This window comes from Aquimarina algiphila (assembly GCF_007489275.1).
GTDB lineage: Bacteria > Bacteroidota > Bacteroidia > Flavobacteriales > Flavobacteriaceae > Aquimarina > Aquimarina algiphila.
The window spans coordinates 1-9,515 of sequence record NZ_VLNR01000120.1 but is presented as its reverse complement, the minus strand read 5'-3'; the positions used below and the strand labels follow the sequence as shown (position 1 = coordinate 9,515).

Genomic DNA, 9,515 nt, shown 5'->3' with positions numbered 1-9,515 from the left:
CTGCAACGAACCCTTCTAAAACCTATTGCTATATGATTTCGCCAAACTTACCGAGTATATCACTCTGCAAATGTATTGTATATTTTCATGATGGAAATTCCAGGACATTTTATTCCCTGGATAAAACCCACAAACGTGCCAAACCCAATCAAGCATTAGGAATTCGAAGGTTAGAGAAAATGTTGAATGTTCGTTTTAAAGGCTTGTGGGAGACTGCTATTATTTATGAAAACCAGCCCAATGGAAAAGAAATTGCCAAATACAATAATGGAATCCGTTTGTTTTAGGAGTAAACAATTGCTGTAAACAATATCATTCCAAGGGTTTACCAAGAGGTATAAGCCTGGTAAACCCTTATATATATAGAAAAGGAGTATATATACTCAGAACATATTTTTGTAAACAGTCTTAATTCTGACATAATTTAATGATCAACACCGAAAGCTTCAAAGATCAATCGTACCTCATAGGGGTATAATAATTGTCGTCTTCCAGTGTCCAATCCATCAATTTCTTTCATTTTTCTGCGTAATGTCTGTCTGCTGATGCCAAAAAAAGTGCTTAATTCCTGTTTTGTTTTAAAGGTAAACCTCATATCGTATTGTGATTTAAAATGTATTACTGTGCATTAGTGTGATAGGGAGTCACAACAACTTAAATTAGTCATAGTTACCTCTCGTACACCCTTAATTTACTACTATTTTTATTAAAAACAACTTTTATTTTCCAAGGTGTAAAACCAGTTTTGACCCTTCTTTTTTTTGACATTCCTTTGATAAAAAACAAGGAAGTTATGTTCAAATGGATTGTAGGTGGTTTGGCTGCTTTTTTTTCGATTCGGTACTTATCCCGGTTGCAACGGGCCAGTACTAATATTACTTCCCGGATCCGGGTAAGCATCCATAAGGTCAACCTAACCGGAATAGAATTAAAAGCAGCAGTCCAAATACAGAACCCTAACCCGGTAACTTTAAAACTGCAACACCCTTTTGTCAAAATCTTGTTTAAAGATAAACTACTGGGAAGTTCATCTATTGAAAACTCGATCATCGAAATTCCAGAGAACAGTCAAAAGGATTTTGATTTAAGGATACAATCCGCAGGGTGGTTAACCCTGATCCAGATATTAGGCACCAAAGTGGTCAGTGATATCCGATCTGCAAACCCTATTGAACTCAAGATTCAAACACAAATTATCACCAGGGTCAATGGTTTACCCTACGAGCAGTTTGATAACATCATACTAAAACTCTAATGCAGGCACAGACGAAAAGACATATCAATTCCGGGGTTCAGTATACTACATTCTTTCCTAAAAGTATCCAAAACGATACTGTCATTGTAGGTGCTGGTAAAGCAAGATTACAGGATACCCTACAATTAATGCAAAAAGTCATTGCAGAAACTCTTGATGATACAGTAGTATTAGCAAAGAAACTAAATGCTAAAAACCGCTATGAGGTGTGTAGGAACATCTGGAATTTCGTCTATGGTCATATCCAGTATACAATGGATACTACAGGTATTGAGCAGGTCCGCAGACCTTCACGTACATGGGCAGATCGGACCACAGGGGTAGACTGTGATTGTTATACCGTTTTTATAGGAAGCATTCTCACCAATTTAGGGATTCCATACCAGATGAGGATCACAAAATACGGAGGTAAAAAGCACTTTCAGCATATATATCCGATTGTCCCTTTTAAGGGAGGTCATATTACTATCGATTGTGTGGCAGACCGGTTTAATTATGAAGTCCCCTATTCCGAAAAGAAAGATATTGATCCAAAGGGAAATATCCTTGTAGAGGAAATATCCGGACTCAGCGGAGTGGATATCGCAGCTATTAGTCTGGATGCTTTACAACAACCAAAACTTCCTTTAAGAACGATGGTGCAACCAGCACAAACACCCGGATGTACGGTTAGGGCTACAGTACCAAATACATCTAAAAAGAGTACGATACCGGGTAAGATCGTATCCCCATTCCGATTTGATGATATGTACACCCATAGCAATATGAAAAAGAAAGATGATTTTGATCTGCTCAATTTTTTGATCATTTCAGGGATATCGGTTGCTGCAGGAATTGGAGTATTACGATTATTTACCAAAAAGACAAAAGCCTCTCGAAAAAGGAATCAACAACTCAATGCTAAACAATAATAAACCGGGGATACAACCCCAAAATAATACAACTATGGAATTACACCGATTAGATGGATTTGATGCTACTGGATTAGATAACACAGATATCAGGGATACAAGTTCATATATAAATGGAGTCTCTGACTCCACCCCGGATATTGCTTATGAGATATTGGATGAAGATGGTAATGTGATTCTGTATGCCGATGCAGAAGAGAATATTTATGTTATTGATGGCCTGCAGGGCTTCTTTAAAAAGATAGGACGCGGACTAAAGAAGTTTGCCAAAAAAGTAGGTAAAAAAGTGATCCGACCGGTAGTGAGAACGTTTAACCGTTTTCTAAACCCGGCAACCATCTTACTTCGTAACGGATTTTTACTGGCCATGAAGATCAATATGTTTAAAGTTGCCAGTAGGTTACGTTTTGGATACCTGAGTGATGCACAAGCCAGGAAGATGGGAATTGACATGAGAAAATTCTCAAAACTTAAAAAAACTGTTAAAAAGGCAGAGAAGATTTATCGTACTGCCGGGGGAAGGGGAAGAAATCTCAGAAAAGCTATTCTAAGAGGTAAAGGGAACAAAGATCGCAAAGTACCCTTAAGTGGTTTTACTATCGGAAGTATTGATAATGAACCTGATATGTATAATGATCCTTTTGAAAAATTTGTGGTGGAGGCAGATATCGATACCATTGAAGCTTTTATGAATAATGAGTTTGAGGTGGATGGACTTGGTGCAGTGGCTACAGGAACTGCTACCGCTGCTGCCAGTGGTGCTGTAGCAGGAATTGCAGGAATCCTTAGTAAAATAGGCAACATTTTTGGCGCAGCGAATAAAGTAAAGCAAAGTGCACAGACTTTATTTCAAAAACCTGCACGACCTGTTCGACAACTTCCACCTCCAATCCCCAGGAGTATCCCTAGGACATCCAGTTTTCGTCCCTCCCCATTTTCAAGAGGTAGCGCTACACCTTCGGTGATCTCCAGGAACAGGGCTGTAACTAATACATCACCTGTAGAAAAGCAGGGTTTTTTACAAAAGCATAAAACAACCTTGCTGGTCTTAGGAGGATTGGCAGTAGTAGGAACCGGAATTGCCATTGCTGTGAATTCAAACAAGAAGAAAACAGCAAAACCGATTTCAGGGACACCGAAAAAACGGATGGGACAAGGCAAACGAAACCTAACACAAAGGGATGAATTAGGGAGGTTTACCAAAGGAAATAGTTCCAAGCGTAGAAAACGAACAGCCACCAAAAGGAAAGCCCCGGAAAAACTAATTCCGAAGGCATTATTGTAAAAATCAGATCACAAAAGAGATTTCCGCTTTGACGGAAGCCATAAAAACAAGTTTTATTATGAAATCAAAAGCAAATACAAAAGATAGCCTCCTGGAAGTAGGCAAACACCTTACTACAGGAGTATTAGGAATGGTAGCCGGATCGGCAGTAGGAAGATATTCCCTTGCACTGGGTGCACTCACCATATTTGGAGGAGCCTACTACGGTAAAGACTGGATCACTTCTGCAGGAGTGGGAATGGCATTCTCCAATGGTTTTGGAAAAAAAGCAGAGACCACCAATGGTATTGACGGGATTAAGGACAATCTTGATGAAGCCAAAGATCGGGCCGTTACTTCCTTAAAAGCCATTGGTAAAAAATTATACCTGGATAAATTATCCCCTTCCATGGCACAAAAGTTATCTCTTGGAAATCTTGAAGATCGCCCTTTAGTCTTTATGGGATCTGAGGTAGCAGATCAGGGCGATTTTGATACCAGCGAAGTGGATGAGATTATTCAAAAGATTGAAGCTGGGGAACCTATCCCAACGGCTGATATACAAGAGGATTTTGTAGAAGGTGTAGACGATGAAATGGGAGAGGCAGATTTTGGAAGTATTGATATTACCCAGCTCAATGGAGCTGAAGATATCTCCGAACTCAATGCCGTAGCATAGCACCCATAGGGTGCCTTTAAAAACAAATCAGTAGCAATAAATACAATATAAAATGAATACGATGAAAAAAAGTTCAAGATCACAGTTTTTAGAAATTGTGAATGCCCATATCTCGCTTCGGGATCAGGCCAAAAAGTTTGATCCAGCTATGGTTAAAGTGGCTACGGGGATTAAAGAAGGAAGATTACAATTAGCAGATACCGCTTATTATTCGATCAAGTTTGCAGGGAACAAAGCCAATATCGATATGTTCGAGACACAGGATGCTAAGGAGATTGGGATTACCAATGTCACCCAGGCCAAGCTTCAGAAGGATCGCTTGTTTTTATGTAACCGTATCATCTTACTGGCCTCAGAAATTGAAGGGGACCTTCCCGGGAGTGATTCAGAACTCAAGAAAGTGATCAAACAAACTAATTTTGACAGTATCAAAAAAGTAGGTGGATTACAAAATGGAGTGTTTTCCCTGATTGCCAATAAAAAAATCATCATCGATGAGCGTCCGATGCAGGATTTTGCCACCGATGGCAATACCACCATCAATATCGGGACCTACTTTTTAGAAAGCCCCCGCTTTATCCGTGATGATGAAGAATTCGAATTCAATATCGAACTGGGTGATGATGCTCCTGAGAAGGCCCTTATCAAAGTAGTACTGGCAGGAACGGCAACTGTCCCTGCATAGGTTGGTCGATAATCGACATTTAAAATAATAATGAAATATCACTTTAGATGAATAACGAAGAAAAACCAAAAACCAAAGAGACCAGGCTCACCTTTTCCTTTAAAGTAGATAAGGCAAATGGGCTGTTCACCATTGATAATCTGGAACTCCCAAAACATACGAAATTGGTTAAGGGATTACAACTGATATCAGAATACCCGGATCGGTTGTACTATCGGGGAAGCCAACGTATTGAAATTGCTGGAGAGGAACTCTTTCCTGATGGATTTGATAGCAAAATACTAATGTCCTCACTCAGTGTTGCTCCAAGGGAGCGTTTCTTTGAATTAGGAGATGTATTACCCGGTGATCTTTCGGTAAAGGTTCGTTACCAGGATAAAGACCATAGTAATGCTGCTTTTGGACAAGGCTATAAAGTGAGCCTGATCATACTCATTGAAGAATCCGTATGACGACAGCAAAAAATCCATAATGGATATTTAAAATAGATAATTATGAAGTGTTTAATTCATTCAGGCAATAAACAGGATGCTAACGGGTTAGTAATACGGAGGAAGTTTGTCCCAATAAAACTTACTATTCACAGGGAAAATCAATTTCTAAACGCAGAGGCCAAACTTCCTTTTACCACCAATGCTGTTATCGGAATATTGACTACATCCAATGTTCAGAAAAAATGTAGTGATATTCCTGGAACATCCCGTTTGTATTATGGAATATCGCCTACCAAAATTGAAGATACCTCTTTTTTGGAGCTCAATCCCGGAACAACATATACAACAAACTACCCCCGGAATGTTACCATAGAAGAGCAAGCAGGAGGATGGTGGTATTATGCGCATCAGGTGACAGATACCTTTCCTTTTATTGTTTCAGGGGATATTCCGGCAACACCTAGAACTCCAATCATTATTGATGTCTTGCAACTAGGGCAATGCACTCCGGAAAAATATTACCTGTGGAGCTACCCTTTTTATGGGTATGCTTTTATCTCGTTCAACCCACCTATACCGTAACTAAAACTAAAAAAGATGATCCTGGGAACACTATCGCTATTTCAGAAAAGAGGAATTTTTTATAAAGAACATCAACTCACTTCTGAAGATAAATTTTCAGCAACGATTAATTCGGCATTAACACCAGATGAGGAATTAACGCTTTCAGACATTCCTGAAAAGTCTCAAATTACTCCAGTATCCGAATCAGGGACAACAGATTATATTCATGCCACTTTTGAAGATGACGGAAAAGCCGAATATCCATATGAAGTTACAGTATGGCTATTAGTAGAAGAGGTCCCTGAAAAGATTTAAAAATGAATTATTAATAAGGCATTTTCGCATGAGTGAGAGGCCAAAACACACAATGTGTGATGCATGAGGAATTTGCACTGCAGTATGCAGAAAGAAGAGCTAAAGAAAAAGGATACGAATCCTACCGTATTGTATACCGGGAATTTATTATCCCTGCTATGGGAATGCTAAAATTTCAGGGGTATAATGAAATCTGGTTAGTCACCTGGATTGATTGGGGACTGATGGTTAAATCAGACTATGGGCGGTATGATAATTGGTATACCAAGGAGATCAGGGAAAATATACATGAACATGCAGATCGAATTGAGATTATCAACACCAGGAAGTACCAACGTAAAATCCGCTTTTTACAAGTGATTTTAAAAACAAATGATGATGGAAGCAAGACATAGAAAACCCGGATCAGTTCGATTAAATGATACGCAATATGCAGAGATGGAAAGAATGGGGTTTGAAAGTGAGAGCGCCTATGTGAAATACAAAATGGAACAAGGCCAGTCGAAGCTCGAGGTATTAAAAACACCACTTCCTGATAACCAGGTAAGATCATTACCCATTGTAAACAAAAAAGGGTTCCGCAATGAAATGGTAGAAGATCAACTGACTATACAACACTTATCCATAGAAAACCGAAAGCTCCAGGAGAGGCTCGAAGAGATAAGTAGAAACAATGAAGAGACCTTAAATGGGGTACATCATAAGGTACATTCCTTGTTACAAGAAGAATTACAAAAACGGGATTTTGAAGAGCTTAAAAAGTCGCACTCGCAGCGCGAGGGGCAAGTAAAGGAACTGGAAGAAGCTTTGAAAAAAGCTAAAAAGGAAACAGATGCTAAACAGCAAGAAATCGAAGATTTGGTCAAGAAATTAGGATTTGTAGAACTAGGAAAAGCCCTCCTTCCCGGAGCGATCTCCGGACTGGCCAAACAATACCCCAAACAAATGCAGGGGATCGCAGGCACTCTGGGAAGGTTAGGTATTCCGGATACAGCGGATATTAAAAATGAAGATCAACAGCATTTGTTACAGATAGCAGAATACTTGCAAGAACTGTTTACTGAAGAGCAATTCGAACAAGTAGTACAACTGATGATACAGCTAGGAGAACAGATTAAGGAGGATCAAGGACTTATCCAGAAACTAGTGTATTATCTCAATCAATTACAACAAAAGAAAGAACAAAAAGGTGAAGAGTCTAAGTAGTTAAGACTTCTTAGATACTATATAAAACTCAGAAACATAAAAGATCATGCAAGCACAAGTTACCATAGGATTAACAGTAAAAGACAAAACAGAAGCGCACCAGGTCAAAAAGGCTTTTGAGACTATGAACAAGCATTTTGGGGCCAAAGGGATTATTCATATGGAAAAGCTATTCCTAAATGATGCCTTTATCAGGAACCTAGTTAAAATGAAAATAAACAAAAGATAACATGGCATTACCAGCGGCAACTCTAGCAGTAGAAGCTATAAAAAACAGACCGAAAATATCTGTAAGCAAGGATGTAACTACAGTCTTACTGGCCAGTGGACTGGGTATTGGAGTGTTCTTTGCTGTCCGGGCTTTGGTAAGAAAGTTTAAACGGAACAACCGGGAGAGGCATGCTTTACAACCTGGCAATCCTGCAAACTTTGCTATCCGACTGAAGATGGCATTTGAGAATGACAATGCCTTTGGTTGGGGAACAGATGAAGAGGTGGTATTTGATACCATAGAACAAATCCCCAATGCATCTATGATGAGAAAGGTAGAACGTGCCTATAAAGATTTATACGGAAACAATTTATCTGCGGACCTAATGAGTGAGCTTTCGACAGAAGAATTTGCAATCGCTCAGGAAATTATCAATTCAAAAACATGAAAAAAACGATGGAATCTAAAACAGTCGCAAAACGACAGCTGAAAAATAAAGCAACTCAAAAACCACTCTCTAGGAAGAAAGTATTGATGTATGGTTTAGGAGGAGGATTGGTATTAGGGTTGGGATATCTAGCCTATACGTATTTCAGTAACCGGGCAGCCAATCAAAGAAGTATACAAAAGCCAATACCTCCAATACCTCCCGGAACCATAATTACCAAACCTATTCTCCCAAGAGTCGCTAGCGACAAATTTCCATTAAAAAGAGGAGCTAGAGGATCACTTGTACAGATGGTACAAGAAGCGCTCCTTGCCAAAGGAGGAAAGCCTGCCTTGATCATTAAAGAAACGAGCTTTAGAAATGGTAAAGTAGATGGAGTATTTGGTAAAGGAACAGAACGGGCATTACGTGCTGCAGGATTTCCTTCAGTGATTACACAAAGCCAGTTTACATCATTAGTAGGTAAGCGTGGAAACTCCCCCTTTGGGGGTTGGGGGGCTGTTGCTAATGATATCATAGCTTCCGCCAACAAACAAAATCTATTTGGCGTTCTAAATGGATTGAAGAAAATAAGTTCTGTTAGTCAGTACAAAAAGGTTAGTACGTTTTTCCAGAATGTAAGGATTTTGGGGACACGGGTAACTTCATTGGTCAATGCTTTACTGAGTGTGGCTTTTAAAAACAAAGAACTGGAGAAAGTGAAGATCAGGGCTGAATTTAGAAGAATGGGACTTAAACAAAACACTCAAGGCGTATGGTTTATTCCGGGGATAGGAACTATTGGATCGTTTGATCGTATAGATAATCAAATCACCCAAGAGTGGAACCTTGCTGTTATAGAACGACCTACATTACTTCAGGCAACCGATGGATCCTTTATTGTTCCGGTATTAGCTCCCGATACCGTAGTGGGTTATATTACAGGAATGGAGAATGGAAGGACACGAATTCTAACACAGTCAGGAGAAACTGTATTTGCTCCTACTGCCAATCTATCCTCTTTATAAATGTAAAACCGAAAAATAAAAAATGTAAAAGTAAAAACATGAAAAAAATAATCAATTGGTTTAAACGGATTTTTGACAGTGATCTTCCAATATGGGGATACCTTAAAGTATGGAGAGAATTATCCTCTTTAGCCGTAGGACTGATCCTATGGGTGCATAGTGCAGCTTTTTTGCATTGGATTGATCCAACAGCAGGAACTTATGATGCAGGTATCTTTCAAGTATACCTCTTTGCCATTATTGGCATTTTTATCCTTCATGGGATTGTACGGATACTCATGAAACTTATCTGGCCTACTTCAGAAGACTATCTGGACCATCAGTTTAGAAACGATTTTAAAACCATAACACCATGGCAAAAACTAAAGTTATCTACGTTTATATTCTTTGCATTCTTATTTGCAGTCACCTTTTTAGCCAGAACACTGTAACACAATATTCAAGTATAAGTGAAGAGGAACTAAGACAATGTGTAAAAGAATTGTATGATTCTCAAGTGGGGGTTCGTGAGGTTGGAGGCGAAAATAGAGGAGTTT

At 39.1% G+C, this 9,515-nt stretch carries 16 protein-coding genes; 15 read left to right on the top strand and 1 reads right to left on the bottom strand.

Annotated elements, in window-relative coordinates; genetic code table 11:
- Window positions 1-287 (top strand): hypothetical protein (locus FOF46_RS29780; RefSeq protein ID WP_338120334.1); only part of this gene is annotated, 287 nt, incomplete at its 5' end.
- Between the two features lie 137 nt (window positions 288-424).
- Here the strand turns inward: FOF46_RS29780 and FOF46_RS31945 are convergent.
- The gene (locus FOF46_RS31945; protein WP_167572009.1) at window positions 425-595 is read right to left on the bottom strand and encodes a hypothetical protein; all 171 of its coding nucleotides are present in this window, start codon (window positions 593-595) and stop codon (window positions 425-427) included.
- A 198-nt stretch (window positions 596-793) separates the two neighbouring features.
- On the opposite strand from FOF46_RS31945, the gene FOF46_RS29775 reads away from it, so the two are divergent.
- From FOF46_RS29775 to FOF46_RS29710, 14 genes are all read left to right on the top strand, one after another.
- Window positions 794-1,255, top strand: coding sequence for a hypothetical protein (locus FOF46_RS29775; protein ID WP_143919078.1), 462 nt, complete (start codon window positions 794-796; stop codon window positions 1,253-1,255).
- Window positions 1,255-2,166 (top strand): hypothetical protein, encoded by a 912-nt coding sequence (locus FOF46_RS29770; protein WP_143919077.1) that lies wholly within the window; start codon window positions 1,255-1,257, stop codon window positions 2,164-2,166. The genes FOF46_RS29775 and FOF46_RS29770 overlap by 1 nt, the downstream gene beginning before the upstream one ends.
- 34 nt (window positions 2,167-2,200) lie before the next feature.
- Complete coding sequence (locus tag FOF46_RS29765; protein ID WP_143919076.1) at window positions 2,201-3,451, top strand: hypothetical protein; 1,251 nt, start codon at window positions 2,201-2,203, stop codon at window positions 3,449-3,451.
- A 58-nt stretch (window positions 3,452-3,509) separates the two neighbouring features.
- Window positions 3,510-4,109 (top strand): hypothetical protein, encoded by a 600-nt coding sequence (locus tag FOF46_RS29760; RefSeq protein WP_143919075.1) that lies wholly within the window; start codon window positions 3,510-3,512, stop codon window positions 4,107-4,109.
- A 61-nt stretch (window positions 4,110-4,170) separates the two neighbouring features.
- Window positions 4,171-4,794, top strand: coding sequence for a hypothetical protein (locus FOF46_RS29755; RefSeq protein ID WP_143919211.1), 624 nt, complete (start codon window positions 4,171-4,173; stop codon window positions 4,792-4,794).
- Between the two features lie 47 nt (window positions 4,795-4,841).
- On the top strand, window positions 4,842-5,246 hold the full coding sequence (locus FOF46_RS29750; protein WP_143919073.1) for a hypothetical protein: 405 nt from the start codon (window positions 4,842-4,844) through the stop codon (window positions 5,244-5,246).
- Window positions 5,247-5,288: 42 nt separating this feature from the next.
- Window positions 5,289-5,810, top strand: a complete 522-nt coding sequence (locus FOF46_RS29745; RefSeq protein ID WP_143919072.1) for a hypothetical protein — start codon at window positions 5,289-5,291, stop codon at window positions 5,808-5,810.
- Window positions 5,811-5,825: 15 nt separating this feature from the next.
- Window positions 5,826-6,107, top strand: coding sequence for a hypothetical protein (locus FOF46_RS29740; RefSeq protein ID WP_143919071.1), 282 nt, complete (start codon window positions 5,826-5,828; stop codon window positions 6,105-6,107).
- Window positions 6,108-6,163: 56 nt separating this feature from the next.
- Window positions 6,164-6,502 carry a hypothetical protein gene (locus tag FOF46_RS29735; protein WP_143919070.1) on the top strand — a complete coding sequence of 113 codons (339 nt, stop codon included), beginning with the start codon at window positions 6,164-6,166 and terminating at the stop codon, window positions 6,500-6,502.
- Entirely contained in the window at window positions 6,486-7,313 is an 828-nt protein-coding gene (locus FOF46_RS29730) for a hypothetical protein (RefSeq protein WP_143919069.1), read from the top strand. Before FOF46_RS29735 ends, FOF46_RS29730 begins: the two co-directional genes overlap by 17 nt.
- 46 nt (window positions 7,314-7,359) lie before the next feature.
- Entirely contained in the window at window positions 7,360-7,542 is a 183-nt protein-coding gene (locus tag FOF46_RS29725) for a hypothetical protein (RefSeq protein ID WP_143919068.1), read from the top strand.
- Between the two features lies 1 nt (window position 7,543).
- Window positions 7,544-7,972, top strand: a complete 429-nt coding sequence (locus FOF46_RS29720) for an annexin (RefSeq protein WP_143919067.1) — start codon at window positions 7,544-7,546, stop codon at window positions 7,970-7,972.
- Window positions 7,969-8,979, top strand: coding sequence for a peptidoglycan-binding domain-containing protein (locus tag FOF46_RS29715; RefSeq protein WP_143919066.1), 1,011 nt, complete (start codon window positions 7,969-7,971; stop codon window positions 8,977-8,979). The genes FOF46_RS29720 and FOF46_RS29715 overlap by 4 nt, the downstream gene beginning before the upstream one ends.
- 38 nt (window positions 8,980-9,017) lie before the next feature.
- Window positions 9,018-9,410, top strand: coding sequence for a hypothetical protein (locus FOF46_RS29710; RefSeq protein ID WP_208746836.1), 393 nt, complete (start codon window positions 9,018-9,020; stop codon window positions 9,408-9,410).
- The last annotated feature ends 105 nt before the right edge of the window (window positions 9,411-9,515 follow it).

Bases quoted from the DNA above. Each gene is read 5' to 3' on its own strand.
- FOF46_RS31945 (WP_167572009.1), bottom strand. From the start codon at position 595: ATGAGGTTTACCTTTAAAACAAAACAGGAATTAAGCACTTTTTTTGGC.
- FOF46_RS29775 (WP_143919078.1), top strand. From the start codon at position 794: ATGTTCAAATGGATTGTAGGTGGTTTGGCTGCTTTTTTTTCGATTCGG.
- FOF46_RS29770 (WP_143919077.1), top strand. From the start codon at position 1,255: ATGCAGGCACAGACGAAAAGACATATCAATTCCGGGGTTCAGTATACT.
- FOF46_RS29765 (WP_143919076.1), top strand. From the start codon at position 2,201: ATGGAATTACACCGATTAGATGGATTTGATGCTACTGGATTAGATAAC.
- FOF46_RS29760 (WP_143919075.1), top strand. From the start codon at position 3,510: ATGAAATCAAAAGCAAATACAAAAGATAGCCTCCTGGAAGTAGGCAAA.
- FOF46_RS29755 (WP_143919211.1), top strand. From the start codon at position 4,171: ATGAAAAAAAGTTCAAGATCACAGTTTTTAGAAATTGTGAATGCCCAT.
- FOF46_RS29750 (WP_143919073.1), top strand. From the start codon at position 4,842: ATGAATAACGAAGAAAAACCAAAAACCAAAGAGACCAGGCTCACCTTT.
- FOF46_RS29745 (WP_143919072.1), top strand. From the start codon at position 5,289: ATGAAGTGTTTAATTCATTCAGGCAATAAACAGGATGCTAACGGGTTA.
- FOF46_RS29740 (WP_143919071.1), top strand. From the start codon at position 5,826: ATGATCCTGGGAACACTATCGCTATTTCAGAAAAGAGGAATTTTTTAT.
- FOF46_RS29730 (WP_143919069.1), top strand. From the start codon at position 6,486: ATGGAAGCAAGACATAGAAAACCCGGATCAGTTCGATTAAATGATACG.
- FOF46_RS29725 (WP_143919068.1), top strand. From the start codon at position 7,360: ATGCAAGCACAAGTTACCATAGGATTAACAGTAAAAGACAAAACAGAA.
- FOF46_RS29720 (WP_143919067.1), top strand. From the start codon at position 7,544: ATGGCATTACCAGCGGCAACTCTAGCAGTAGAAGCTATAAAAAACAGA.
- FOF46_RS29715 (WP_143919066.1), top strand. From the start codon at position 7,969: ATGAAAAAAACGATGGAATCTAAAACAGTCGCAAAACGACAGCTGAAA.
- FOF46_RS29710 (WP_208746836.1), top strand. From the start codon at position 9,018: ATGAAAAAAATAATCAATTGGTTTAAACGGATTTTTGACAGTGATCTT.